Below are 25379 nucleotides of genomic sequence, written 5' to 3' on the forward strand. Positions count from 1 at the left end.
CGACGGGGAGGGGTGTGCGGGCCGTTCACCGCTCGCACGCCCCTCCCCGTCGACCGTCCCGTCGATCGTCGGCCGGTCAGCGTCCGAGGTACTTCGGCTTCTCCTTGTCGACGAACGCCTGGACCGCGATGGTGTGGTCCTCGGAGGCACCGGCGCGCGCCTGGAGTTCGTCCTCCTTCTCCAGGGTCTCGTCGAGGGAGTGGGTCAGCCCGAAGGCCAGGGACTCCTTCAGTGCCGCGTAGGCGAGCGTCGGCCCCGCGGCCAGCGCCCGAGCGACCTTCTCCGCCTCCGCGCGCAGCTCCGTGGCCGGAACGAGCCTGTTCGCGATACCCAATTCGTAGGCCTCCTGCGCGCTGATGCTGCGTGGGAAGAGCAGCAGGTCGGCGGCGCGGCTCGGGCCGACGACCCGGGGCAGCGTCCAGGAGACCCCGGAGTCCGCGGTCAGCGCGACACCGGCGAACGAGGTGTTGAACGCGGCGGTGTCGGCGACGACGCGGTAGTCCGCGGCGAGCGCGAACCCGAAGCCCGCACCGGCCGCGACGCCGTTGACGCCGGCGACCACCGGCTTCGCGGCACCGGTCAGGGCCCGCACGATGGGGTTGTAGTGCTCGCGCACGGTACTCATGGTCCGGCCCTCGCCGGACTGCTTGTCGGACGCGAGCAGCCCGATGTGCTCCTTGAGGTCCTGCCCGACGCAGAACGCCCGGTCGCCCGCGGCGGTCAGCAGGATCGCCCGCACGCCCTCGTCGGCCGCCGCCTCCTGTGCCGCGTCGCGGAGGGCGACCTTGGTCCCGGTGTTCATCGCGTTCATCGCCTCGGGGCGGTTCAGCGTGATCGTCGCGAGTCCGTCGCTCACCTCGTAGAGCACGGTGTCGGCCATGGTGGGTCCCCTCCGGTGTCGCGGCTCCGTCGTACCGGCCGGTACGTCCTGTCCGATGACAGCATGGCGGAGATCACCGGCGGTGGAGCCGGGCGGTCATGTGACCTGCGTCAAAGAATTCCGGGTCCTGGAAGTCCATGCGGCGGCGCAGTATCGCAGTCACATCGCCGAATTGAGTGGTTTTGCTCAAGCGCGTTGCGCAAGCGATGCCGACTGATGTTGGTCATCGGGTCTGGAGATGCGGGATAATGGCCTGGAAGCAATGTGTTCGATGCCGGTGACGTGTGTCCTATGAGAGGACGTGCGTGCCCTCCGAGGGGGCCGTCGGCGACGATGAGCTGGTTTCAGGAAGGGGAACGAGCATGGCGGCCATGAAGCCGCGGACGGGCGATGGCCCGCTCGAGGTGACCAAGGAGGGGCGGGGCATCGTCATGCGCGTTCCGCTCGAAGGCGGCGGTCGGCTCGTCGTCGAGCTGACCCCTGACGAGGCCGACGCGCTCGGCGACGCTCTCAAGAAGGTCGTCGGCTGACGCGGAACGCGACCCTACCTTTTCGGCTTCCCCGGCACCGTACCTGGTGCCGGGGAAGCTGTCTTTTCGGGCGGAGAACACCGCCCCGAAGCCTTGGCCGGAGTGCACCACGGCCAAGAACGGCCTGGTCAGGGCTGTGCGACGGGCCGTGCGGTGGGGACGGGCGGCCGTCTCCGGTCAGCGCTTGACCGCGCACAGCAGGCCGTCGCCCACCGGCAGCAGCGACGGCACCAGCTCCTGGCTCTCGCGCACCGCGCGCAGCAGTTCGCGCAGCCGGCTCACCTCGACCGGCTGGGGTCCGGAGTCCACGGTCCGGCCGTCCGCGAAGACGCCCTCGAAGACGACGAGCCCGCCGACGCGCAGGAGGCGCAACGATTCAGCGAGGTAGTCCAGACACTCCAGTCGGTCGCCGTCACAGAAGACGAGGTCGTATCCCGCGTCCGCGAGGCGGGGCAGGACCTCCAGCGCGCGACCCGGGATGAACCGGGCCCTGTTGCTGGCGAAACCGGCGGCACGGAAGGCCTGGCGGGCGATCTGCTGGCGCTCCGGCTCCGGATCCACGGTGGTCAGTACCCCGTCCGGCCGCATGCCGTGCAGCAGATGGATTCCGGAGACGCCGGTCCCGGTCCCGATCTCCGCGACCGCCTTCGCGTCCACGGTGGCGGCGAGCATCCGCAGCGCCGCGCCCGTGCCGGGAGACACCGAGCGCATGCCTGCCTCGCGGGCCCGGTCCCGGGCCCAGCGCAGCGCCTCGTCCTCGGCGACAAAGGCGTCGGCGAACGCCCAGCTCGTCTGCCGGTTGCCGGTAATGACCCTCTCCTGTCCCCGTGGTTGCCTGGGCGTGACTGTATCCGTTGGTGCCGGGAACCTGCTGATGGGACCGGGCGTTTAGAGGGGTGGGGAAACAGAGCGGGGGAAAGACGATGGACCAGCGCACGGAGCGAGGTGACGGGCAGGTGCTGACGCACCCATATGAGCCCGTATCAAATTCTCGTAAAACCGCTTATCCGGAGCTAACGGGCGAGGTGGCTATGGTAGGGGCTCCACTGGACACCACCAGAGCCGACAGGGGAGGTGCGGCTGCGCCTGTGGATCGAGGCGGAGTGCTCCGGCGCCTGCTCAGATCAGCGGGTGAGCCGAAATCCGTGACCGACAACGCTGACCAGCCCCACGCTGCTGCCCCTGTGCAGACCGCGACGTTCACCACCGACGCGGAGTCGCAGCCGTGGACTCCGCCCACGTGGGAGGAGATCGTCAGCACCCACAGCGGCCGCGTCTACCGCCTCGCCTACCGCCTCACGGGCAACCAGCACGACGCCGAGGACCTCACTCAGGAAGTCTTCGTCCGCGTCTTCCGCTCGCTGTCCACGTACACGCCCGGCACCTTCGAGGGCTGGCTGCACCGCATCACCACGAATCTCTTCCTGGACATGGTGCGCCGAAAGCAGCGCATCCGTTTCGACGCCCTCGGCGACGACGCGGCGGAGCGCCTGCCCAGCAGAGAACCCTCCCCGCAGCAGGTCTTCAACGACGCCCACTTCGACGCCGACGTCCAGCAGGCGCTGGACACCCTCGCGCCCGAGTTCCGCGCCGCCGTCGTCCTCTGCGACATCGAAGGACTGTCGTACGAGGAGATCGCCGCGACCCTGGGCGTCAAGCTCGGCACAGTCCGCTCCCGGATCCACCGCGGCCGCTCCCAGCTGCGCAAGGCCCTGGCACACCGGTCCCCCGAGGCCCGCGCCGAGCGACGCTCGTTCGCGGCCCGCGTGCCCGTGCTGGGGGGAGGGGGCGCGACCGCGTGAGTGGAACCCGTCCCACACCTGCCGAGCAGCACCTGGGGGACCGACTTTCCGCCCTCGTGGACGGAGAGCTCGGTCATGAGTCGCGCGACCGCGTCCTCGCCCACCTCGCGACCTGCGCGAAGTGCAAGGCCGAGGCCGACGCGCAGCGACGCCTGAAGAACGTGTTCGCCGAAATGGCCCCGCCGCCCCCGTCCGAGAGCTTCCTGGCCCGCCTCCAGGGGCTGCCCGGGGGAGGGGACTCCGACAGCGGTTCGCCCTTCGGCCACGGCGCGTTCGGAGGAAGACTTCCCGGCGGCTCCGCGAGCCCGGGCATGCCCGGCGTCTTCGGAGTGCGCGGTGAGCCCTTCGGCTACGTGCCCGCCGGACCGCACGCCGACGTGCTGCCTCCCTCCTCCGGACGCGGCTTCCGTATCCATGACGTCAGCCGTCACGAGGCCGAGCGGTCGGCCTCGCGCGGTCTGCGCTTCGCCGCTGCCGCGGCGGGCGCCGTCTCGCTGGCCGCCGTCGCGCTCGGCGGAGTGTCGACCGGCATCGCCGGGGACACCGTCGACGCGCGCGGAGGCTCCGGCCTCGGCAGCAATGTGACGCCGGCGCGGACCCAGGGCACCGGCACGCCCACGACCCCCGAGGCACAGCGCCGCCGGTCGGTCGGGCCCCTGCTCGCCCAGGGCGAGCGCTCCCTCGGCAACGCCCCGGTCGCCCCGACCGAGGTGTCCGCCCCGCTGCTGCCCGGAGTCCCCGCTCCGGCGGACCGCGGCACGGACGCCGTGCACACGCTGACGACCCCCGTGGTCGCCGGTGCCGCCGCCATGTCCCCGTTGATACGCCCGCTCAGCAGCGCCCAGCCGGTCTCGCTGAACACGTGGTCCCCCGCCTCGGAGGCCACGGCCCCGGGCCTGCTCGCCGCCCCCGCCGCCTCACCGTCCCCCTCATCGACCGCGTCCCCCACCTCCCCCTCCGCTCGTAGCCTTCGCTGACCACGTCCTCTGCGCGGCGGCCCGTGAACCTGGTTCAATCCGGGGTGGGCCGCGCCCGCGGGAGGGATTCCGGGCGGGGCGTCGACCGGTCTGTGGTGACCGTCGGCGAGTTGTGCCGCGGGCCAGGTGTGGGGAGAGCATGAACGAGGGGAAGCCCACGAAGGCGAAGTGGTGGAACAGGCCCCGGCCGCACGGCACGGGCCCCGACACCCCACCGGCCCCTCCCGGGAACCCGGACCAGGGACCGGCCCCCGAAAGCCCTGCCGCCCAGCCGGCGGCCGAGCGGGGCGACACCGCCGAGCGTCCCGGCCACTCCGAGACCGTTCCCGCACAGCCGGGCCCGGCCGTTCGGATGGCCGAGACCGGCGAGGGCACCGCCCACGGAGACGCGCACCCGCCGACAGCGCGCGAGACAGCGCGCGAGACCGACAGCGGTGACTACGAACTTGCCCGGCCCGCCACCGACAGTGGCCCGGCGCCGGACTCCGCCCCCGCGCACCCGAACCCGGCGCCGGACTCCGCCGCCGTGCAGCCGGACCCGGTGCGGGACTCCGCCGCCGTGCAGCCGGATCCGGTGCGGGACTCGGCCCCCGTGCAGCCGGACCCGGCGCCGGACTCCGCCCCCGCGCACCCGGCCCCGGTGCGGGACTCCGCCCCCGTGCAGCCGGACCCGGCGCCGGACTCCGCCGCCGCGTACCCGGACCCGGTGCGGCACTCCACCCCCGCGCACCCGGACCCGGCGCCGGACTCCGCCGCCGCGCACCCGGACCCGGTGCGGCACTCCACCCCCGCGCACCCGGACCCGGCGCCGGACTCCGCCGCCGCGTACCCGGACCCGGCGCCGGACTCCGCCCCCGCGTACCCGGACCCGGCGCGGGAGCGCGTCCCCTCGGACACCGGATCCACCCCCCGCTCCGACCTCGGTGGCGCTCTCGACCGTGACGCCCGTTCCGACAGGCCATCCCCGGGCGTCGAGGTCGTCGGCGGCTCCCCCGAGGGACCCTCCGGTGCGGCGCCTGGCGCTCCGCACAGCCCCGACCCTGCCGCCTCGTGCCCGACCGACGACGGAACGGGCCTCCGGGAGGACGGCGACTACGAGTTGGCGCGGCCCGCTGTGGCGCGTCCGGAGCCCCTGCACGGGTCCGACCCCAACAGCACCCCTCCGTACGGCCACCCCGGCCCCTGGGCCCCCGCCCCGCCCGTCCAGCACCCCACCGCACCCCACGCCCCGGGCCCCGACCTCTCCGCCGCGATCCCGGCGCAGGCCCGGACCTCACCCCTCGACCCCGTGCCCCAGGACGTCACGTCCCCGGCATCCGCCGCGCCGAGCGACCCGCAGCCTCCCGAGGAAGCGGTCCCCGATCCCTGGCGGAACTACGACCCCTGGGCCGCTCCGGCGCCGCTCCAGCAGAACGGGGGCGCCGTGCCCACCGCGACGCGGCGCCGCGGGCGGACGCGGAGGACCCTCGTCCTCGGGGCCGTCGTGCTCGCGCTCGTGTCCGGCGGGGTCGGCGGCGTCGTGGGCGCGTATCTGCAGCGCAACGAGGGGGTGACGAAGGTCGAGCTGCCGCAGGCCGCCGAGGAGGCCCCCGGCCGGCCCTCGGACAGCGTGGCCGGCATCGCGGCGCACGCGCTTCCCAGCGTCGTCACCCTGCACGTGAGGGGGAGCGAGGAGGAGGGCACCGGCACCGGCTTCGTGCTCGACGGCCGCGGACACATCCTCACCAACAACCACGTGATCGAACCCGCAGGCGACAGCGGCGAGATATCCGTGACGTTCAGCGGCGGCGAGACCGCGAAGGCGAAGCTCGTCGGGCACGACAGCGGCTACGACCTCGCCGTCGTCAAGGTCACCGGCGTCTCCGGACTCACCCCCATGCCGCTCGGGAACTCCGACAGCGTCCAGGTCGGCGACCCGGTCGTCGCCATCGGCGCCCCCTTCGACCTGGCCAACACCGTCACCTCCGGGATCATCAGCGCCAAGGAGCGGCCCATCACGGCCGGCGGCGAGAAGGGCGACGGCACCGACGTCTCGTACGTGGACGCCCTGCAGACCGACGCCCCGATCAACCCCGGCAACTCCGGCGGCCCGCTCCTCGACTCGCGGGCCCGGGTCATCGGCATCAACAGCGCCATCCGCTCCGCCGACAACGGCTCCGACCTGGAGAGCGGTCAGGCCGGCTCCATCGGCCTCGGCTTCGCCATCCCCGTGAACCAGGCCAAGCGGGTCGCCGAGGAACTCATCAACACCGGCCGGGCCACCCACCCGGTGATCGGCGTCACGCTCGACATGAACTACACGGGCGACGGCGCGCGGGTCGGCGCGAAGGCCGCCGACGGCGGTCCGGCGGTCAGCCCGCGCGGACCCGGCGCCGAGGCGGGCGTCAAGGCGGGCGACGTGATCACCGAGGTCGACGGCACGCGCGTGCACTCCGGTGAGGAACTCATCGTCAGGACCCGCGCCCACCGGCCCGGGGACCACCTAAGGCTCACCCTGCGCCGGGGCGGAGCGGAGCGCACGGTGACCCTCGTCCTCGGGTCCGCCGACGGCGACTGAGGGCCCACGGGCACCGGCGCGGGAATGACACGAACCTCACAGCGGAGGACGACACCGCAGCTCCGGACGGCAAACATCACGGAAAACCGGAGGTGCACAGCAAGTCGGAAGCCCCTGGACAGTTCCGGACGGACGGGATCGCCGGGTACCGTTGGTCACGGCCCGGACCACGGAACACTCCCGAGGGCCGAGGACCGGACATCGCAAGGAGCTACCAGGTGTTCAATGACATAGGACCACTCGAGCTGGTGACGCTCGTCGTCCTCGCCGTCCTCGTGTTCGGTCCGGACAAGCTCCCGAAGATGATTCAGGACGTCACGCGCACCATCCGCAAGATCCGTGAGTTCTCGGAGAGCGCCAAGGCGGACATCCGTGACGAGCTCGGCCCCGAGTTCAAGGACTTCGAGTTCGAGGACCTGAACCCCAAGACGTTCCTGCGCAAGCAGCTGGACAACGACGAGCTGGGGCTCAAGGAGATCCGTAACGGCTTCGACCTCAAGAAGGAGATGGCCGAGGTCACGGACGCGGTGCACAGCCGCGAGTCCGACTCCTCCGCCTCCGCGAACGGCTCGGCCGGCGGCTCCATCGACATGACGAAGAAGCCCGAGAAGGCCGACCCGGACGAGCGCCCGCCCTACGACGCCGACGCCACCTGATCCACGGCGTCAGCCGCACACCACCGAGCCGGGACGCCGAGCCGGCACCCCGTGCCGGGACACGGGCCGACACACCGGCTCCGTGCCGGTGCGGCGGGGCCGGAAAGATGCCCCGCCCGGCCCGTTTCCGCCGTGTACACGCCCCACGCACCGGGCGCTTTCGCCGCCGCTCGCAGCGGTGTGGCTATGCTGCCCAGTTGTTGTGCGGACCGAAGGACGCCCGAGGGGGGCGGGCCACCCGGTCCGCCGAGAGCGAGGAGGCGTCCGGCAGATGGAGACGACAAGTCGGGTAGGCGCGCAGGCGCCGGCCGCGGACGGCGGACAGCAGGTCCCCACCGCCCGGCGTACGGTCGACGGCTACCTGCTGGCGCCCTTCCCCTGGTACGGCCTCGACGAGGCCTTCACGGGGCCGCGTTGGCTGATGCAGGTGGGCATGTCGGCGGAGGGCGTCGTCGAGCACGGTTCGATCGGCCACGGCGACGAGCCGGTGGTGCGCCCCGAACCGGCCGACGACAAGGAGCGGTTCGCGGTGGTGGTCACCGTCGCCGCCAACCCCGACCGGCGCAGCGCCGACGGCACGGGCCTGCTGGAGGCCACCTCGGTCTCCTCGGCCGCCTGGCTGGCCGGTGTGGGGCTCCTGTCCTTCACCTGGCCGGGCCAGATGGACCACACGCTGCGCGACGACTGGCTGGACCAGCAGACCGAGACCGCCTGGGTGCTGGCCGACGACCTGGACGGCGCGGACTGGTCCACGCTGTCCCTCCCCGTGGACGGGGTCCCCACGACCTTCCACTACCGCGAGTCCGAGTTCGGCTGGGTGCTCGCCGGCTCCACCCAGGAGGGCGTCCACGTGGGCGCCTACGGGCGGGGCATGAGCGCGTACGGACTGGGCTTCGCGATGATCAAGGACATCGGGGCGTACGCCTAGGACAGGCGGCCGCGGCCGGTACGAAGGAGGGGCGCCGTCCGTGCGGACGGCGCCCCTCCTTCGTCTGCGGACCGGGATCCCCGCACGGGCTCCTAGAACTTGTTGCGCGGGGTGATCCCCAGCGACATGCCCGACAGGCCGCGCTGGCGGCCGCCGAGCTTGCCCGCGATGGCGCGCAGGGCCGAGCCCGCGGGGGAGTCGGGGTCCGTCAGTACCACCGGCTTGCCCTCGTCGCCGCCCTCGCGCAGGCGGACGTCGATCGGGATGGAGCCGAGGACCGGGACCGCCGCGCCGGTGGTGCGGGTCAGGCCGTCGGCGACCGACTGGCCGCCGCCCGTGCCGAACACGTCGACCATCTCGCCGCAGTGCGGGCAGGGCAGCCCGGACATGTTCTCGACGACACCGACGATCTTCTGATGGGTCTGCACGGCGATCGAGCCCGCGCGCTCGGCGACCTCGGCCGCCGCCTGCTGCGGAGTCGTCACGACGAGGATCTCCGCGTTCGGGACGAGCTGTGCCACGGAGATCGCGATGTCGCCGGTGCCCGGCGGGAGGTCGAGGAGCAGGACGTCGAGGTCGCCCCAGTACACGTCCGCCAGGAACTGCTGGAGGGCGCGGTGCAGCATCGGGCCGCGCCACACCACCGGCGCGTTGCCCGGGGTGAACATGCCGATGGAGATGACCTTCACGCCGTGCGCGGACGGCGGCATGATCATGTTCTCGACCTGGGTCGGACGGCCGTCCGCGCCGAGCATGCGCGGTACCGAGTGGCCGTAGATGTCGGCGTCCACGACACCGACCTTGAGGCCGTCGGCCGCCATCGCGGCCGCCAGGTTCACGGTGACCGAGGACTTGCCCACGCCGCCCTTGCCGGACGCGACCGCGTAGACGCGGGTCAGCGAGCCGGGCTTGGCGAACGGCACCTCGCGCTCGGCGGTGCCGCCCTTCAGCGCGGTCGCCAGCTCGCGGCGCTGTTCGTCGCTCATCACGTCGAGTTCGACCTCGACGGCGGTGACTCCCTCGACGCCGGCGACCGCGTCGGTCACGCGCTGCGTGATCGTGTCCCGCATCGGGCACCCGGAGACCGTCAGGTACACGGCGACCGCGACCGTGCCATCCGCGCCGATCTCCACCGATTTGACCATCCCCAGCTCGGTGATGGGTCGGTTGATCTCGGGGTCGTTCACCGTCGCCAGTGCTTCACGCACCGCGTCTTCCGTAGCCATAGGGACGATGGTACGGCGCTCCCCAGGGGCCCGGGAAAGCCCCGTCACCGGTCGTCTACGTCACGTGCCCGCGACCGTTCCGCCGGGAATACGACGCGCTCGTCCCCTGACCCCTCCGCGTACCGCTCCTCCAGCTCCCTGACCAGGTCCTGGAGCTCGGAGCGGATCCAGTCGCGGGTGGCCACCTCGCCGAGGCCCATCCGCAGGGCCGCGATCTCGCGGGTGAGGTACTCGGTGTCCGCGATGGAGCGTTCGTTCTGCTTGCGGTCCTGTTCGAGGTTGACCCGGTCGCGGTCGTCCTGCCGGTTCTGCGCGAGCAGGATCAGCGGGGCCGCGTAGGAGGCCTGGAGCGACAGCATCAGCGTCAGGAAGATGAACGGGTAGCCGTCGAAGCGCAGGGCGCCCGGGGCGAAGATGTTCCACAGGACCCAGACGATGATGACGATCGTCATCCAGACGATGAACCGTCCGGTGCCGAGGAAGCGGGCGATGCGCTCCGACAGCCGCCCGAAGGCCTCCGGGTCCCACTCGGGCAGGAACCGGCGCCGCGGCGGCAGCGGCTGGTCGAGCCGGCCACGACGGGGGGCCGCGGTGGCCCCGGTGGCGGCCCGCTCCCGGCTCTCGCGGTCAGCGCCCACGGCGTCCCCCTCCGCCGGAACCGCCGCCCGGTCCCGCTCCGGGGTCCGCGTCCGCCCGTCCGTCCCCGGCACGGGCGTCCTCGGCCCCCGCGTCGTCGCGTACGGCGTGCTGCACGTCCTCGGGGACGCCCTCGTCGAGGTGGAACTCCGTCTCCCGCCAGTCGTCGGGCAGCATGTGGTCCAGCACGTCGTCCACGGTCACCGCGCCGAGCAGCGAGCCGCTCTCGTCGACGACGGGCGCCGCGACCATGTCGTACGTGGCGAAGAACCCGGCGACCACGGGCAGTTCGTCCTCCGGGGCGAGCGGCTGGAGGTCGTCGTCCACCAGCGAACCGACCAGCGTGAACGGCGGGTCGCGCAGCAGCCGCTGGAAATGCACGGCGCCGAGGTACTTGCCCGTCGGCGTCTCGTCCGGCGGGCGGCACACGTAGACCTGGGCGGCGAGCGCGGGGGAGAGGTCGGGGTTGCGGACCCGGGCCAGCGCGTCGGCGACAGTCGCGTCGGGACGCAGCACGATCGGTTCGGTGGTCATCAGACCACCCGCCGTCCGCTCCTCGTACGCCATCAGCCGGCGCACGTCGGCCGCATCGCCGGGCCGCATCAGGGTCAGCAGCCGCTCCACGTCCTCGGTGGGCAGCTCGGCGAGGAGGTCCGCTGCGTCGTCGGGGTCCATCGCCTCCAGCACGTCGGCCGCGCGCTCCTCCTTGAGCTTGCCGAGAATCTCGATCTGGTCGTCCTCGGGCAGCTCTTCGAGCACGTCGGCCAGCCGGTCGTCGTCGAGGGCCGCGGCCACCTCCCCGCGCCGTTTCGGCGACAGGTGGTGCAGGACGTTCGCCAGGTCGGCCGGGCGCAGCTGCTCGAAGGTGGCGAGGAGGCTCTCCGCGCCCTGCCCGTCCTCCTCCAGGGCGACGCCGGTGACGGCGGACCAGTCGACGGTCAGCGTCTCGCCCTTGCTGCGCCGGAAGGTGCCGCTGCGGCCCTTGCGCACGAAGACCCGGTCGATCTCCCAGTCGCGGCGGGCCGGGAGCTGCTGGATGGACACGTCGAGGACCGTGACCTCCTCGCCCGTCTCGACGAGGGTCACGAGCCGGTCGAGGAGTTCGCCGAAGATGAGCCGTTCGGTGGGCCGTTGCTCGAAGCGGCGGACGTTCAGGACGCCGGTCGAGATGACCTGACCGGACTCGATGCCCGTCACCCGGGTCATGGGCAGGAAGATGCGGCGGCGGGTGGACAGTTCGACGACCAGGCCGAGCAGCCGGGGCGGCCGCCGGCCCACCCGCAGCATGGCGACGAGGTCCCGCACACGGCCCACCTGGTCGCCGTTGGGGTCGAAGACGGCGACACCGGCCAGGTGCGAGACGAAGATCCGGGGGGCACCTGCGGCCATGCCCGCGCCTCCTTCGCTTCGAAGCGTTCTGTGCCGGTCTGTCCGCTCGGGTGGGCTTCAGGCTAGCCCGTCCCGGTCGGATACGCCCTGGTGGGCGGTCCGGACGGACTGCCTCCGCCGGGCGGCCGCGGCACCGGTACGCTGCCGTACGCCGCCCAGCACCGCGCACGAAAGGCAGCCCCACCTGTGACTGCAATTCCCCCGGGCCGTACCCGCAGAGTCGCGATGGTGGGCGCCGTGTGCGCCCTGGCGGTGACAGGGACGGCGGGGCTGTCGGGGTGCGGCAGCGAGGACCCGGACGCGGGCACGAACGGGGTCGGAAGACTGCCCGCCGCCACCATCCAGGCGAAGACGAAGAAGGCCGCCGAGGACGCGAAGACCGTACGGCTGTCCGGGACCGTCGTCTCGAACGGCACCACGTACACCCTCGACATGCGCCTCAAGTCCGACGGCGGCACCGGCTCGGTGACCTCCAAGGGGGCCAGTTTCCGGCTGCTGCGGGTCGGCGAGCACCTCTTCCTCAAGGCCGACGCGCAGTTCTGGGCGCACCAGGACGACAAGAACGGCGACAAGCCGGGGGACACCGCCGCGGCCGACAAGCTGGAGGGCATGTACGTGAAGGTGCCGACCGGCGACCCCGCGTACAAGCGGTTCAGCGGCTTCACCGACAAGGACGTGCTGCTCGACGGGCTGCTCGGCCTGCACGGCACGCTCGCCACGGACGGGCACCACGAGCAGGCCGGGGTCCGCACCATCCGCATCACCGGCGACAAGGGCTCGGGCGGGGCCCTGGACGTCTCGCTGAAGGGCACCCCGTACCCGCTGCTGCTGGTCCGCGCGGGCAACGCCGGCACGCTCCGGCTGACCGACTGGGGCAAGGACTTCTCGCTGGAGGAGCCGTCGGAGAAGGAGACGGTCGACTACGGGCAGCAGCTGCCCACCTCGTAGCCCGCGCCCACCGGCCCGTGCCGTCGCCCGGTCCGGGGCCCGCTAGGAACTGTCTGACAAATGATCTTGGCTGGGTTCGCGAAGCCAGAGGATGAGTGCCGCGAGGTGGAGTCCGGCCCGGTAGCGGGCGGCGAGTTTGTCGAAGCGGGTCGCGATGGCGCGGAACTGCTTGAGCCGGTTGAAGCAGCGTTCGACGACGTTGCGGGCTTTGTAGAGGTCGCGGTCGAAGACCGGCGGTCTGCCTCCGGCCCGTCCGCGCCGCACGCGGTTGGTCTTCTGGTCGGCCTTCTCCGGGATCACTGCCCGGATGCCCCGGCCTCGCAGCATCTGGCGGATCGCCCGTGACGAATACGCTCTGTCGGCGATGACCGCATCGGGCCTGCGGCGCGGCCGGCCGACGCCTGCCCGGGGCACTCGCACGGCGTTCAGGACCTCGTCGAAGACGGTGGAGTCGTTGACGTTGCCCGGCGTGACCACGACGGCCAGGGGCAGACCCCGGCCGTCGCAGGCCAGGTGGACCTTGGTGGTCAGCCCGCCGCGGGACCGGCCGAGCGCCTGGCCAGCCGCCGTGCGTGCCGGATCTTCCAGTTCGTCCCCCGCCGCTGCCCCCTTTTGCGGGCACCGGCGGCGTGCTGGTGGGCCCGGTTCATCGTGGAGTCGACCGACACGGTCCACTCCACCGCCCCGGCCGAGTCGTCGCGGACCTGGATCTCCTCGAGCAGGCGTGCCCAGGTCCCGTCCGCCTCCCAGCGGGCGAACCGCTCGTAGACCGTCTGCCAGGGCCCGTACCGTTCGGGCAGGTCACGCCACGGAGCACCCGTCCGCAACCGCCACAACACCCCGTTGATCACCTGCCGGTGATCCCGCCACGGACGACCCCGCCCGTCAACACCCGGCAACAACGGCGCTATCCGACCCCACGCCGCATCCGTCAACTCGCCACGACCCACCACAAGATCAATTATCAGACACGGCCTAGCGGCGCTTGCGGCGCTTCAGCAGGAGGCGCGGGAGCGCGGCGGGGATCTCCTGGCGGGTGGTCGCCGCGGTCGGCAGCGGCCGCTGTGCGAGTGATCCGTCGGGCAGCCCGGCGGTCGCGCCCGTCGGTTCCAGGCGGACGAGCCGGCACTCGCGGGCCCAGCGCTCGGGCATGGCCTCGCCGTCGGGCGCGTTCAGCCGCTTGCCCTTGAGCTCGCCGACGGCGGCCTCCCACTCCGGGGTGCCCGCCGCGAGTTCGGTGACGCGCGCCGACCAGGAGACGAGCCGGCCGCCCTTGTCCTTGCTGCGCACGGTGACGACCGCGTCGCCCCCGTCGGTCAGGCCGGGCAGCGGCTGCTCGCCGGGCCCGTCGCCGAGCAGGAGGACGGCCCCGTCGGCCCAGACGTGCCAGAGCGGACGGGTGGGCACCTCCCGGTCCGGACCGGGAGGTGCCGGCAGGCTGCCGGCGCGCACCCAGATCAGCCCGGACTTCTTGGTGGCCTCCTCGATGAGGGCCCGGTCGAGCAGCTCGTGCGTCATGGGCCCAGCCTATCCAGGCCCTCCTAGAGCCAGCCGTTGCGCTTCAGGATGCGGTGGATGGAGAGACAGAGCCCGACCGTGACGGCCATGACGACCGGGTAGCCGTACCGCCAGTGCAGCTCCGGCATGTGCTCGAAGTTCATTCCGTACACACCACACACCATCGTCGGTACGGCGATGATCGCGGCCCAGGACGTGATCTTGCGCATGTCCTCGTTCTGTGCGACGGACGCCTGCGCGAGGTTGGCCTGGAGGATCGAGTTGAGCAGTTCGTCGAAGCCGAGGACCTGCTCCTGGACGCGCGCGAGGTGGTCGGCGACGTCACGGAAGTACTTCTGGATGTCGGGGTCGACCAGCCGCATCGGCCGCTCACTGAGCAGCTGCATCGGGCGCAGCAGCGGCGACACCGCCCGCTTGAACTCCAGCACCTCGCGCTTGAGCTGGTAGATCTGCCCGGCGTCCGTGCCGCGCGGGGAGCCCTTGCGGCCCGGCGAGAACACCTCGGTCTCGACCTCGTCGATGTCGTCCTGCACGGCGTCCGCGACCGCGATGTACCCGTCGACGACGTGGTCGGCGATCGCGTGCAGCACCGCCGAGGGGCCCTTGGAGAGCAGCTCGGGGTCGTCCTGGAGCCGGTGCCGCAGCGCGCGCAGCGAGCCCTGCCCGCCGTGCCGGACCGTGATGAAGAAGTCCCCTCCGGTGAAGCACATCACCTCACCGGTCTCGACGATCTCGCTGGTCGCGGTGAGCCGGTCGTGCTCGACGTAGTGGATGGTCTTGAACACGGTGAACAGGGAGTCGTCGTAGCGCTCCAGCTTGGGGCGCTGGTGGGCCTGTACGGCGTCCTCGACGGCCAGCGGGTGCAGGCCGAACTCCCGGGCGATACCGGCGAACTCGTCCTCCGTGGGCTCGTGCAGGCCGATCCACACGAACCCGCCGTCGCGGCGCACCTGGCGCATCGCCTCGTGCGGGGTGAGCTGGGTGAGCGTCTCGACGCGGGCGCCGTCGCGGTAGACGGCGCAGTCGACCACGGCCGACGGGGTGCCGGGGTCACGGGTGGTGTCGTACGAGCCACTGTCCTTGCGCAGCGGCGGACGGGGGCGGACCGCGGCGCGCAGGTCACGGATCATCGACATGGCAGGCTCCTTTTCGCAACGGAGGCGGCCTGCGACGGGTGGAACTACCCGGAATGGGGACGTCCTGACTGCGGATGTTTGGCACGTCCACAAAGCGGGGAGCACCGCACCGTCGCGGTGGCAGCTTCGCTACTGATTCAGATCGGACAGATCAGGGGTTCAGATCGGACAGATCAGGCGGAAACGAAGCGCTCTTCCGTGGTGCACCGGGCAACGCTGACACGTATGCACACGATTGCGGGAGACGGCAGCCGGCAGGGCTGAAAGACCAGCGGGACCAGCTACGGACTCAGCGACAGGAAGAGCGGGTGGTACTGCACGATCGACTTCGATCCATTGCAGCCCCACCTCCTCCGGTCGGTCCCCCGTGGGGGACGAGCCATCCCCCGAAGGGGAGTCTGTCTCCCTCCGAAGGGGAGTCAGATCAGTCTCAGTGCGTCGGAGCCTTCGGGGCCAACTCCCGCAGCGCCATGAGGGCATGAGGGGTGCGTCCGATACCAGCTGCTCCGACCAGCGGCCAAGACTATCAGCGCACCGATGTGTCAAGGCGCAGCTTTGCGCGTTGTTGACCACGGGGTGCGGTGCCCGCCCTGGTGGGCGGCCCCGCCTATGCTCGGCGCATGGCAGATGTTCTCCCCCTGGTCGAGGCCCGTTTGCGCTCCGCGCTGGGCGAACCCGACGCGCGCGCCGCGGTCACCTTCCTCGGTACCGACCGCATCGAGGTGGTGCGCTTCACAGAGGGCGACGTCGTCCGCTACGCCACGCTCGGCATGTCCGCCCAGCCGATGGCCGACCCCACCGCGGCGCTGGCCGACCCGGTGAAGGGCCCGCGCGCCGAGCTGATCCTCTCGGTCCGCCCGGCCGGCGCCGACACCGACAAGGTGCTCCGCCCGCTGGCCGTCCTCGCCGCCTCGCCGCAGGTCGAGGGTCTGATCGTGGCCCCCGGCGCCTCCCTCGACGTGGGGGAACCGCTGTGGCCCGGCGCGCCGTTCACCTCGGTCCTGGTCGCGGAGTCCGGCGCCCTGGTGGAGGACCTGGAGCTCGACGAGCCGGCCGATCCCGTGCGATTCCTGCCGCTGCTCCCCATGACCCCGAACGAGGCGGCGTGGAAGCGGGTGCACGGCGCCGCCGCGCTTCAGGAGCGCTGGCTGAACGGCGGGACGGACCTGCGCGATCCGTTGCGCAAGTCCGTCCCACTCGACTGATCTCCGAGCCTGACAGGACGTCAACTGTCCTGCCCCTCAGGTGAATCGGCGGCCTCTGTCCGGTTCGGGCCGGCTCGACCGGCCCGGCCGGCTCAGTTCGCGAAGACCGTGACACCGTCCTCGGTGGCGTGGGCCGGCTCCAGCTCCTGTGCCTCGTGGGTGAGGGCGTGCCGCCGGACGAGGACCACCGCGGCGCCGAGCAGCGCGGTGACCGCGGCCACCACGAACGGGATGCGGACGTCGGTCCACTCCTCGATCTTCGGTGCGAAGAACGGCGCCGCGGCCGCGGCGAACCAGCGCACGAAGTTGTAGCCGGCGCTCGCCACCGGTCGCGGCGCGTCGGAGACCCCGAGGGCCAGCTCCGTGTAGACGGTGTTGTTCACCCCGATGAAGGCGCCGGACAGGATCGTGCAGACGATCGCGGTGGTGTGGTCGCCGTACCCGAGGGCCAGGACGTCCGCCGCGAGCAGCACCAGCGAGCCGCCGAGCACCTTGAGCGAGCCGAACCGCGCCTGCATGCGCGGTGCCGCGATCACCGAGAAGACCGCGAGCAGCACACCCCAGCAGAAGAACACCGCGCCCGACTTGTAGGGCGTCATGTTCAGCACGAACGGGGTGAAGGCCAGCACGGTGAAGAACGTGTAGTTGTAGAAGAACGCGGATGTCGCCGCGGAGGCGAGGCCGCCGTGCCCGAGGGCGCGCAGCGGGTCGAGCAGGGACGTCTTGCGTGCCGGCTTCGGCTGTTCCTTGAGGAACACCGTGATGCACAGGAAGCCGATCGCCATCAGGAACGCGGTGCCGAAGAACGGGTAGCGCCAGCTGGCGTCACCGAGCAGCGCGCCGAGCAGGGGGCCGCAGGCCATGCCGAGGCCGAGCGCGGACTCGTAGAGCAGGATCGCCGCCGCGCTGCCGCCGGCCGCGGCGCCGACGATCACGGCGAGGGCCGTGGAGACGAACAGCGCGTTGCCGAGACCCCAGCCCGCCCGGAAGCCGACCAGTTCGCCGACCGACCCCGAGGTGCCGGCGAGCCCGGCGAAGACCACGACGAGCGCGAGGCCGAGCAGCAGGGTCTTCTTGCCGCCGATGCGGCTGGAGACGAAGCCGGTGACCAGCATCGCCACGGCGGTGATGAGGAAGTACGAGGTGAAGAGGAGCGACACCTGGCTCGGGGTCGCGTCGAGGCCCTTGGCGATGGAGGGCAGGATCGGGTCGACGAGCCCGATGCCCATGAAGGCGACGACGGACGCGCCGGCCGTCGCCCAGACGGCCTTGGGCTGGCGCAGGAGGCCGCCCGCGCCCGCGTCGAACGTGTCCCCTTCGGCGGGGGCTTCCGTGCTGCTGATCATGCCCGCTCCTTCACTGCGTACCGGCCAGATCGTTGTGCTATACACACGATAAGTTAGGTGGCCTAATTAATGCAAGGTACACACAGTTTTGTCGTGTCAGGCACACGCCGGACGGGTGATCGTCCTTGACGCGAGGAAGGACGGGGAGGACCGTTGGGCTCTATGAGGGGCGAACCCAGTTGCCCGAAGTGTGGTGGCCGGGTCAGGGCTCCCGGCCTCTTTGCCGACTCGTGGCAGTGCGATGTGCACGGCACGGTGCATCCGCTGCAGCCCGTGATCCCGCCCAGCGTCGAGGCCCTCGGTGTGGTCGTGCACCGCGCCCGGGTGCCGGTATGGATGCCCTGGCCGCTGCCCGTCGGCTGGCTGTTCACCGGCGCCTCCTTCGCCGGCGACGACCGCAGCGGTGGGCGTGCCACCGCCGTCGCCTGCTCGGGCCCGGGGCCGCTCGGCGGCATGGGTGAGCTGATCCTGGTCGCCGAGGAACTCGGCGTGGGCCTCGGCGCGCGGTACGCGGGCGTCGACGGACCGGACCCCGGACCCTCCATGAACGTCGAGAAGCCCCCGCAGGCGAAGGTGCTCGCGGCCGGCCGCCCCACCCCCCTCTGGCACGTGCCCAGCGCCCCCGACGACCGCGCCGTCTTCGCGGGCGAGGCCCTCGGGATGTGGCTGTGGGCCGTCGTCTGGCCCGAGCAGACCGGGCTGCTGATGTACGACGAACTGGTGCTGACGGATCTGCGGGACGCCGGCGCGGAGGTCGACCTGCTGCCCTGCGGGGCACTGTCGCCGCGGATCCTGGAACCCTGAGCCCGTCTCCGGGGCCCACGAGGCGGGCTGCGGCGCCGGGGAACGCCGGGGCCCCCGCCCGTCCGCGGGTGTAGGGGGCGCTCGGCCGGTTCGGGTGTGACAGGAGTGCCTCGGATTCCCGTTATCCTTGAGCGTCCCGTCCGTCCCGTCACCGCTTGGAGTCCGCGTAGTGCGCATCGACCTGCACGCCCACTCCACCGCGTCCGACGGCACGGACACCCCGGCCGAGCTGGTGCGCAACGCCGCCGCGGCCGGGCTGGACGTCGTCGCGCTGACCGACCACGACACCACCCGCGGGTACGCCGAGGCCGTCGCCGCGCTGCCCGAGGGGCTCACCCTCGTCACCGGCGCCGAACTGTCCTGCCGCGTCGACGGCATCAGCATGCACATGCTGGCCTACCTCTTCGACCCCGAGGAGCCCACCCTGCTCGCCGAGCGCGAGCTGGTGCGGGACGACCGGGTGCCGCGCGCCCAGGCCATGATCACCAGGCTGCGCGACGCGGGCGTGCCGATCAGCTGGGAGCAGGTGGCGCGTATCGCGGGCGACGGGTCCGTCGGCCGCCCGCACATCGCCTCCGCGCTCGTCGAACTGGGCGTCGTCGACACCGTCTCCGACGCCTTCACCGAGGAGTGGCTCGCCGACGGCGGCCGCGCCTACGTCCCCAAGCACGAGACCGACCCCTTCGAGGCGATCCGGCTCGTCAAGGGAGCCGGAGGCGTCACGGTCTTCGCGCATCCCGCGGCGGCCAAGCGGGGCCACACCGTGCCCGAGTCGGTGATCGCCGAGCTGGCCGCGGCGGGCCTCGACGGCATCGAGGTCGACCACATGGACCACGAACCGTCCACCCGGGCCCGACTGCGCGGCCTGGCGGCCGAACTGGGGCTGCTCACCACGGGCTCGTCCGACTATCACGGCAGCCGCAAGACCTGCGTGCTCGGCGAGTTCACCACCGACCCCGAGGTCTACGGAGAGATCACCCGCCGCTCCACCGGGGCGTTCCCGGTCCCGGGAGCCGGTGGAGCCTGATCCCGGAGGGTCCCCTCCTGGTCCGGGGCGCCGGGCGGACACCCGCCGGCCACCGGTCGCCGACGCCCGGCCGACCTGAACCGGATCCCACCGTCACGGCGTGTCCGCCGTACCGCACGGCCCTTCCCTGTAGGCGCCCGTCGGTCCCGGACGATTCGTGCCGCCCGCCGCGGAACCGCCCCTGTGGGCCGGTCCGTGCCGTCGGGCGCACGTGACCTCCGGCGCCGGCCGGGGTCCCGCCGCCCGGCGCCCGCACGCGTCAGGTCCCCGTCCCGCCGACCGCGGGACGCCCGTCCACCCCGGCGGACGGAACACCCGTCCGCCCCCGCTCACCACGCGCAAGGCTCTTCCTCACCATGTTCGACGTCGCCGTCTTCGGCTCCCTCTTCCTCACGCTCTTCGTCATCATGGATCCCCCCGGGATCACCCCGATCTTCCTGGCGCTCACCGCGGGCCGCCCGGCCAAGGTGCAGCGACGGATGGCCTTCCAGGCGGTCTGCGTCGCCGGCGGCGTCATCACCGTCTTCGGGCTCCTCGGCCACCAGATCCTGAACTACCTGCACGTCTCCGTGCCCGCGCTGATGATCGCGGGCGGACTGCTGCTCCTGCTCATCGCCCTCGACCTGCTGACCGGCAAGACCGACGAGCCGAAGCAGACCAAGGACGTCAACGTCGCCCTCGTGCCCCTCGGCATGCCGCTGCTCGCCGGGCCCGGAGCGATCGTGTCCGTGATCCTCGCGGTGCAGAAGGCCGACTCGGTCGCCACGCAGGTCTCGGTGTGGACCGCGATCCTCGCCATCCACGTCGTGCTGTGGATCGTGATGCGCTACTCGCTGCTGATCATCCGTGTCATCAAGGACGGCGGCGTGGTGCTCGTGACCCGGCTCGCGGGCATGATGCTCTCCGCGATCGCGGTGCAGCAGATCATCAACGGCGTCACCCAGGTGATCCAGGGCAGCTGAGCCACCGGGCCCCCGGCCCCGGACGCCCCCGGACACGCGGAACCCCGTACGGCATACGTGCCGTACGGGGTTCCGAAGTCTCTACATCAATAGACGGCCGCGGTCCGCAGCGCCGCGTGTCGGCGCCACCGGTCGCGTCCTCGCACTACGGGAAGTATTACGAAGCGGTCGAATCGGCGGGGCGGATCCACAGGCGCTGTCCGATGGCGGCGGCCTGCTGAACGATCCTGTTGACGGAGGCGGCATCCACGACGGTGCTGTCCACGGGGGTTCCGTCGACATCGTCGAGTCGCATGATTTCGAAGCGCATGGGCTTCTCCCTTCGTCTGGTCATCCTCCTGAGGAGAACTACTTGTACGGAAAACCGGGGCATCGGTGTCCCGGCTTCCGTATGTATCCAACGGGATGCTTGTTACAAACATTCCCTACGCTAAGGAAATTTTTCGAGAACCTAATTACTGAGCGGTAAGCCGGGTGGCGGAGACTGACCGCCGCCGGTTGTGTTCGCAGCGTGACCGCCAGGACAATGGTCGTGATGAACGACGACCACGCGGCGCTCGCCGCCCGCATCGACCGCACGAACGAGCTGCTCCAGCGCATGCTCGCCGAGGTGGCGAAGACACCCTCCACGCACGCGATCTTCGTCGACGCCGGCTATCTGTACGCGGCCGCGGGACGGCTCGTCGCCGGCACGGAGGACCGCCGTTCGTTCGACCTGGACACCGAGGGTCTTATCGAGGCGCTCATCGACCGGGCCCGCACGATCTTCGCCGACAGCCGACTGCTCCGCGTCTACTGGTACGACGGCGCCCGGCGCCGCATCCACACCTCGGAGCAGCAGTCGATCGCCGAACTCCCCGACGTCAAGGTCCGGTTGGGCAATCTGAACGCCAACAACCAGCAGAAGGGCGTCGATTCGCTCATCAGGTCCGACCTGGAGTCCCTCGCCCGGCACCGCGCCATCAGCGACGCGGCCCTGCTCGGCGGCGACGAGGACCTCGTCTCCGCGGTCGAGGCGGCGCAGGGCTACGGGGCCCGGGTCCACCTCTGGGGCATCGAGGCGCCCGAGGGCCGCAACCAGGCCGAGCCGCTGCTCTGGGAGGTCGACAGCCAGCGGACGTTCGACCTCGACTTCTTCAAGCCGTACGTGGCCCGCCGGACCGCCCAGTCGTACGACCCGACGGCGGCGACCCGGCCCAGCCGGGAGGACGTGCGCTTCGTGGGCGCCCAGATCGCCGCGAAGTGGCTCGCCGCGCGGGGCCGGGAGTCCCTCGTGGAGCTGCTGCCCGGCCACCCCTACCTCCCGGGATCGGTCGACCAGGATCTGCTGGTCGAGGCCGAGGGCCTGCTCCAGTACTCGCTCCGTGGACAGTCCGACCTGCGACGCTCCCTGCGGGACGGCTTCTGGGAGCACCTTCAGGCGCAGTACTAGGTCCGTCAGCTGTCAGCCGTCGGCCGTGTCCCAGAAGGCGGCCAGGGCGCGCGCGGTCTCCAGCGGCTGATCCGCGTTGGGGGAGTGCTCCGCCCCTTCCACGACCGTGCGCCGGGCATCGAGTCGTACGGCCATGTCGTCCAGCAGATGTACCGGCCAGGTGTCGTCGTGTTCGCCGGAGATCACGTGCTTGGGCAGCGGCACGGCGGCCAGTTCGGCGACACGGTCCGGTTCCGTGCACAGCTGGCGTCCGGTGGCGACGAGCTGGGCAGGGCTGTTGGCGAGCCAGCGGCGGCGCAGGTCCGCGAGGTCGTCGAGTCCCGCGTCGAGGCCGCCGGTGTCGGTCTCCTCGGGCGGCTCCATCGCGCGGATCGCCTCCCACACCTCGTCCATGCCCATCACGGCGAGCGCGTCCCGCAGCAGCTTCACGCGCTGCTGCTGAGGCGTGGAGATCTGCGCGGGTCCTGACGCCATGAGCGTCAGCGAGCGGAACGGCGACGGGTCGAGCAGCACCGCCGCCCGGGCGATGTGGCCGCCCAGGGAGTGGCCCAGGAGGTGGACGGGGGCGCCGATCGCGGCGGCCTGTGCGAGGGCGTCGCGCGCCAACTCGTCCTGCGCGTAAGGGGTTTCGTCGTCCAGCGGTCCGCCGGTCTCGTACTGCCCACGCCCGTCCACGGCCACCGTGCGATACCCCGCCGCGGCGAGCGGCGCGTGCAGCGCGACGAAGTCCTCCTTGCTGCCGGTGAACCCGGGCAGCAGCAGCACGGTCCCGGTCAGCGGCCCGTCCGGCGCCGCGTCGAGCACGGCGAACTCACCGCGCGCGGTCGCCAGGCGGTACGCGCGGACACCTGCGGGCGGGACGAACGTGTAGGGCCTGCTCATGCACAGGAGGCTATAGGGCACCCGTGAAGGCCGCTCGGGGAGGTGAGGGGCACCCGGGGCCCGGTGCGCCGCGGCAAGGCGGCACGCCCCCGGCCCCCGGTGTCCGCGGCACGCCCCGGCCGGGCGCCCGTCGGGCGGGAAACGCCGACGGCCCGGTCCCACCGGGAGGTGGGACCGGGCCGTCGGCAGGAGATCAGCTCTCCGCGGGCTCCGTGGCGGCCGCCTTGCGGGTGCGGCGGCGGGTGGCCGGCTTGGCCTCGGCGTCGTCCGTGGCCTGGGCCGGGATGTCGGCGTCGGCGACGGCCTTGCGGGTGCGTCGGCGGACGGGCTTGGCCTCGGCCGTCTCGGTGGCCTCGGCGGTGTCCGTGACGGTGCTCGCGGCCTTGGCGCGAGTGCGCCGCGGCTTGGCCGGAGCCTCCGCGACACCCTCCGCCGTGTCGACCACGGCCTCCGCGGCCTTGCGGGTGCGGCGGCGGGTGGCCGGCTTGGCCTCGGCGTCGTCCGTGGCCTGGGCCGGGATGTCGGCGTCGGCGACGGCCTTGCGGGTGCGTCGGCGGACGGGCTTGGCCTCGGCCGTCTCGGTGGCCTCGGCGGTGTCCGTGACGGTGCTCGCGGCCTTGGCGCGGGTGCGCCGCGGCTTGGTCTCGGCGACCGCCTCGGCGACCTCGGCCGCAGCGGCCTCGACGGTGTCGACGACGGCCTCGGCGACCTTGCGGGTCCGACGACGAACCGGCTTGGCGGGCGCCTCGGGCACCTCGACGGTCTCGACGACCGTCTCGGTGACCGGTGCCGCCTCGGCGGTCTTGCGGGTCCGACGACGGGCCGGCTTGGCCGGCGCCTCGACGGCGTCCGCGACGACCTCGGCGGCGACACTCTCGACCACGGCCTCCGCCGCGGTCACCGCGGCCTCGGCGTTCTCGATCGCCTCGATGCTCTCGGCGGTCTTCCGGGCCCGCCGACGGCGCGGCTTGGCCGCCTCGTCGGTGACGCCCTCGGCCGTCGCCACGGCGGTCACCGCGGTCTCGGCCACCGGAGCGGTCGTGGCGGCCGGCTGCTCGGAGCCCGATCCACCGCGCGTACGACGACGGCGGCGCGGCGTCCGGGGCTCGGTGGCCCCGTCCGACGCGGGCGTCTCCGTGGTGACCTCGGGGGCTGCCGAAGGCGTCGCCGCCGCCTCGCCGTTGCGCGTGCGGCGCCGGCGGCGCGGGGTGCGCTCCGAACGGTCGCGCTCGCGCTCGACAGGGGTGGCCACCGGCGCGGCCGAACGGCCACCGCGGCCACGCGGACCGCCACGGCCACCGGTCTCGCCCAGGTCCTCGACCTCTTCGGCCGCGAGCCCGGCGCGGGTGCGCTCGGAACGCGGCAGGACACCCTTGGTGCCGGCCGGGATGCTGAGCTCCTCGAAGAAGTGAGGAGAGGTCGAGTAGGTCTCCGGCGGGGCCGGGAAACCGAGGTCCAGCGCCTTGTTGATCAGCTGCCAGCGCGGGATGTCGTCCCAGTCGACGAGGGTGATCGCGATGCCCTTGGCGCCCGCGCGGCCGGTACGGCCGATGCGGTGCAGGTACGTCTTCTCGTCCTCGGGGGACTGGTAGTTGATGACGTGGGTCACGCCCTCGACGTCGATACCGCGGGCGGCGACGTCGGTGCAGACCAGCACGTCGACCTTGCCGTTGCGGAAGGCGCGCAGCGCCTGCTCGCGGGCGCCCTGGCCGAGGTCGCCGTGGACCGCGCCGGACGCGAAACCGCGCTGCTGGAGCTGGTCGGCGAGGTCGGCCGCGGTGCGCTTGGTGCGGCAGAAGACCATCGCGAGACCGCGGCCGTCGGCCTGCAGGATCCGCGCGACCATCTCGGGCTTGTCCATGTTGTGCGCGCGGTAGACGAACTGCTTGGTGTTCGCGACCGTCGCGCCCGAGTCGTCCGGCGTCGAGGCGCGGATGTGCGTGGGCTGCGACATGTAGCGGCGCGCGAGGCCGATGACCGCGCCCGGCATGGTCGCCGAGAACAGCATCGTCTGACGACGGGCCGGCAGCATGTTCATGATCTTCTCGACGTCGGGCAGGAAGCCCAGGTCGAGCATCTCGTCGGCCTCGTCGAGGACGAGCGCCTTGATGTGGCCGAGGTTGAGCTTCTTCTGGCCCGCGAGGTCCAGCAGACGGCCCGGGGTGCCGACGATGACGTCGACGCCCTTCTTGAGGGCCTCCACCTGGGGCTCGTAGGCGCGGCCGCCGTAGATGGCGAGGACGCGTACGTTGCGGACCTTGCCGGCGGTCAGCAGGTCGTTGGTCACCTGGGTGCACAGCTCGCGCGTCGGGACGACGACGAGGGCCTGCGGGGCGTCGGTCAGCTGCTCGGGCGTCGCCCGGCCCGCCTCGACGTCCGCGGGGACGGTGACCCGCTCCAGGAGCGGGAGGCCGAAGCCCAGCGTCTTGCCGGTGCCGGTCTTCGCCTGGCCGATGACGTCGGTGCCCGTGAGGGCGACCGGGAGCGTCATCTCCTGGATGGGGAAGGGGTTGATGATGCCGACGGCCTCAAGGGCTT

24 protein-coding genes are annotated in these 25379 nt (G+C 72.1%); 12 read left to right on the top strand and 12 right to left on the bottom strand.

The window, feature by feature from the left end; genetic code table 11:
• Window positions 1-76: 76 nt before the first annotated feature.
• Window positions 77-880, bottom strand: a complete 804-nt coding sequence (locus tag B0675_RS14615) for an enoyl-CoA hydratase-related protein (protein WP_081219260.1) — start codon at window positions 878-880, stop codon at window positions 77-79.
• 362 nt (window positions 881-1242) lie between these two features.
• Here B0675_RS14615 and B0675_RS14620 point away from each other — a divergent pair, with 362 nt between their 5' ends.
• The gene (locus B0675_RS14620) at window positions 1243-1410 is read left to right on the top strand and encodes a DUF3117 domain-containing protein (protein ID WP_003966491.1); all 168 of its coding nucleotides are present in this window, start codon (window positions 1243-1245) and stop codon (window positions 1408-1410) included.
• A 177-nt stretch (window positions 1411-1587) separates the two neighbouring features.
• Here the strand turns inward: B0675_RS14620 and B0675_RS14625 are convergent, their stop codons facing one another.
• Window positions 1588-2121, bottom strand: coding sequence for an O-methyltransferase (locus B0675_RS14625; RefSeq protein WP_203660035.1), 534 nt, complete (start codon window positions 2119-2121; stop codon window positions 1588-1590).
• A 392-nt stretch (window positions 2122-2513) separates the two neighbouring features.
• Here B0675_RS14625 and sigE point away from each other — a divergent pair, with 392 nt between their 5' ends.
• The 5 genes from sigE to B0675_RS14650 all read left to right on the top strand — a co-directional run bounded on the left by sigE (window position 2514) and on the right by B0675_RS14650 (window position 8330).
• Window positions 2514-3212: an RNA polymerase sigma factor SigE gene (sigE, locus tag B0675_RS14630; protein WP_081219262.1), complete on the top strand. Its 699-nt coding sequence runs from the start codon at window positions 2514-2516 to the stop codon at window positions 3210-3212.
• The gene (locus tag B0675_RS14635; RefSeq protein WP_081219263.1) at window positions 3209-4189 is read left to right on the top strand and encodes an anti-sigma factor; all 981 of its coding nucleotides are present in this window, start codon (window positions 3209-3211) and stop codon (window positions 4187-4189) included. Before sigE ends, B0675_RS14635 begins: the two co-directional genes overlap by 4 nt.
• A gap of 772 nt (window positions 4190-4961) precedes the next feature.
• The gene (locus B0675_RS14640) at window positions 4962-6746 is read left to right on the top strand and encodes a trypsin-like peptidase domain-containing protein (protein ID WP_241539942.1); all 1785 of its coding nucleotides are present in this window, start codon (window positions 4962-4964) and stop codon (window positions 6744-6746) included.
• 218 nt (window positions 6747-6964) lie between these two features.
• Window positions 6965-7402 (top strand): sec-independent translocase, encoded by a 438-nt coding sequence (locus B0675_RS14645; RefSeq protein ID WP_081219264.1) that lies wholly within the window; start codon window positions 6965-6967, stop codon window positions 7400-7402.
• Between the two features lie 271 nt (window positions 7403-7673).
• A complete protein-coding gene (locus B0675_RS14650; RefSeq protein ID WP_081219265.1) occupies window positions 7674-8330 on the top strand; it encodes a hypothetical protein in 657 nt (218 codons plus the stop codon).
• A 92-nt stretch (window positions 8331-8422) separates the two neighbouring features.
• On the opposite strand, the gene B0675_RS14655 is transcribed toward B0675_RS14650, so the two are convergent.
• Genes B0675_RS14655 through B0675_RS14665 form a run of 3 tightly spaced genes read right to left on the bottom strand, consistent with a single transcriptional unit; the run spans window position 8423 to window position 11581 of the window.
• The gene (locus tag B0675_RS14655) at window positions 8423-9556 is read right to left on the bottom strand and encodes an Mrp/NBP35 family ATP-binding protein (protein ID WP_081219266.1); all 1134 of its coding nucleotides are present in this window, start codon (window positions 9554-9556) and stop codon (window positions 8423-8425) included.
• A 44-nt stretch (window positions 9557-9600) separates the two neighbouring features.
• Window positions 9601-10194 (bottom strand): DUF1003 domain-containing protein, encoded by a 594-nt coding sequence (locus B0675_RS14660; protein ID WP_081221794.1) that lies wholly within the window; start codon window positions 10192-10194, stop codon window positions 9601-9603.
• Entirely contained in the window at window positions 10184-11581 is a 1398-nt protein-coding gene (locus B0675_RS14665) for a CBS domain-containing protein (protein ID WP_081219267.1), read from the bottom strand. The genes B0675_RS14660 and B0675_RS14665 overlap by 11 nt, the downstream gene beginning before the upstream one ends.
• Window positions 11582-11767: 186 nt before the next feature.
• On the opposite strand from B0675_RS14665, the gene B0675_RS14670 reads away from it, so the two are divergent.
• On the top strand, window positions 11768-12529 hold the full coding sequence (locus B0675_RS14670) for a hypothetical protein (RefSeq protein ID WP_179165299.1): 762 nt from the start codon (window positions 11768-11770) through the stop codon (window positions 12527-12529).
• Window positions 12530-12571: 42 nt separating this feature from the next.
• On the opposite strand, the gene B0675_RS14675 is transcribed toward B0675_RS14670, so the two are convergent.
• From B0675_RS14675 to B0675_RS14685, 3 genes are all read right to left on the bottom strand, one after another.
• A protein-coding gene (locus B0675_RS14675) for an IS5 family transposase (protein WP_179165300.1) occupies window positions 12572-13482 on the bottom strand; the annotation gives its coding sequence in 2 pieces (ribosomal slippage) (window positions 12572-13143 and window positions 13143-13482; 912 coding nt in all).
• A gap of 22 nt (window positions 13483-13504) precedes the next feature.
• Window positions 13505-14047 (bottom strand): hypothetical protein, encoded by a 543-nt coding sequence (locus B0675_RS14680; protein WP_081219268.1) that lies wholly within the window; start codon window positions 14045-14047, stop codon window positions 13505-13507.
• A 23-nt stretch (window positions 14048-14070) separates the two neighbouring features.
• Entirely contained in the window at window positions 14071-15183 is a 1113-nt protein-coding gene (locus B0675_RS14685) for a magnesium and cobalt transport protein CorA (protein WP_081219269.1), read from the bottom strand.
• Between the two features lie 620 nt (window positions 15184-15803).
• Here B0675_RS14685 and B0675_RS14690 point away from each other — a divergent pair.
• Window positions 15804-16388, top strand: a complete 585-nt coding sequence (locus B0675_RS14690; protein WP_081219270.1) for a suppressor of fused domain protein — start codon at window positions 15804-15806, stop codon at window positions 16386-16388.
• 92 nt (window positions 16389-16480) lie between these two features.
• Here B0675_RS14690 and B0675_RS14695 read toward each other — a convergent pair whose 3' ends face one another.
• Complete coding sequence (locus tag B0675_RS14695) at window positions 16481-17734, bottom strand: MFS transporter (protein WP_081219271.1); 1254 nt, start codon at window positions 17732-17734, stop codon at window positions 16481-16483.
• 162 nt (window positions 17735-17896) lie between these two features.
• Here B0675_RS14695 and B0675_RS14700 point away from each other — a divergent pair, with 162 nt between their 5' ends.
• From B0675_RS14700 to B0675_RS14710, 3 genes are all read left to right on the top strand, one after another.
• A complete protein-coding gene (locus tag B0675_RS14700; protein WP_081219272.1) occupies window positions 17897-18538 on the top strand; it encodes a DUF6758 family protein in 642 nt (213 codons plus the stop codon).
• 169 nt (window positions 18539-18707) lie between these two features.
• A complete protein-coding gene (locus tag B0675_RS14705) occupies window positions 18708-19565 on the top strand; it encodes a PHP domain-containing protein (protein WP_081219273.1) in 858 nt (285 codons plus the stop codon).
• A gap of 356 nt (window positions 19566-19921) precedes the next feature.
• Window positions 19922-20527 carry a MarC family protein gene (locus B0675_RS14710; protein ID WP_081219274.1) on the top strand — a complete coding sequence of 202 codons (606 nt, stop codon included), beginning with the start codon at window positions 19922-19924 and terminating at the stop codon, window positions 20525-20527.
• A 157-nt stretch (window positions 20528-20684) separates the two neighbouring features.
• Here B0675_RS14710 and B0675_RS40545 read toward each other — a convergent pair whose 3' ends face one another.
• Window positions 20685-20837 (bottom strand): hypothetical protein, encoded by a 153-nt coding sequence (locus B0675_RS40545; protein ID WP_106983652.1) that lies wholly within the window; start codon window positions 20835-20837, stop codon window positions 20685-20687.
• Between the two features lie 225 nt (window positions 20838-21062).
• Here B0675_RS40545 and B0675_RS14715 point away from each other — a divergent pair, with 225 nt between their 5' ends.
• Window positions 21063-21959, top strand: a complete 897-nt coding sequence (locus tag B0675_RS14715) for an NYN domain-containing protein (RefSeq protein ID WP_081221796.1) — start codon at window positions 21063-21065, stop codon at window positions 21957-21959.
• A 12-nt stretch (window positions 21960-21971) separates the two neighbouring features.
• On the opposite strand, the gene B0675_RS14720 is transcribed toward B0675_RS14715, so the two are convergent.
• Together B0675_RS14720 and B0675_RS14725 are read right to left on the bottom strand one after the other, a co-directional pair.
• Window positions 21972-22841, bottom strand: a complete 870-nt coding sequence (locus B0675_RS14720) for an alpha/beta hydrolase (protein ID WP_081219275.1) — start codon at window positions 22839-22841, stop codon at window positions 21972-21974.
• Between the two features lie 193 nt (window positions 22842-23034).
• On the bottom strand, window positions 23035-25332 hold the full coding sequence (locus B0675_RS14725) for a DEAD/DEAH box helicase (protein ID WP_241539787.1): 2298 nt from the start codon (window positions 25330-25332) through the stop codon (window positions 23035-23037).
• Window positions 25333-25379 lie beyond the last annotated feature (47 nt).

This window comes from Streptomyces sp. M41(2017) (genome assembly GCF_002078175.1).
Taxonomy (GTDB): domain Bacteria; phylum Actinomycetota; class Actinomycetes; order Streptomycetales; family Streptomycetaceae; genus Streptomyces.